The sequence below is a fragment of the Turicibacter sp. GALT-G1 genome (genome assembly GCF_025594995.1).
Lineage (GTDB): Bacteria > Bacillota_I > Bacilli_A > MOL361 > Turicibacteraceae > Turicibacter > Turicibacter bilis.
Map to the genome: position 1 here is coordinate 1 of NZ_JAMQUS010000017.1, position 506 is coordinate 506.

Genomic DNA, 506 nt, shown 5'->3' on the forward strand with positions numbered 1-506 from the left:
TTACCTTTTACTTTTAAGACCACTGGTTCATCTGTTACCACAAATGGAACATCTGTCATTAATGTGTAACCACTTGGGGCTGACACCTCATGGAAAATATACTCTCCATGTGCTAAGCCTGTCACAATATGAGCAGTATCTTTTGAAATCCATTCCTCTACAACTTTTCCATCTTTCGTTAAGACTTGTAATGTCGCCCCCACTAATGGGTTACCATTTTCATCTACTTTTAATAATTCTGTTACTGTTTGTAAATCCTGTCCTTGTACTTTTAAGGTTTGTGCCTTATCCGTTACCGTAAATGAAACATCTGTCATTAACATATAGCCACTTGGGGCTGACACCTCGTGGAAGATATATTCTCCATGTGCTAATCCTACAATTTGATGTGCTTTATCCGTTGAAATCCATTCTTCAACTAACTTTCCATCTTTCGTTAAGACTTGTAATGTCGCTCCCACTAATGGATTGCCATTTTCATCTACTTTTAATAATTCTGTTACTGT

The 506-nt window shown here is 37.2% G+C and carries 1 protein-coding gene; it reads right to left on the minus strand.

Annotation, left to right across the window (positions count from 1 at the left end):
• The coding region (locus tag NEH74_RS03650; protein WP_262941098.1) for a collagen binding domain-containing protein at positions 1 to 506 on the minus strand (506 nt) is incomplete at both ends.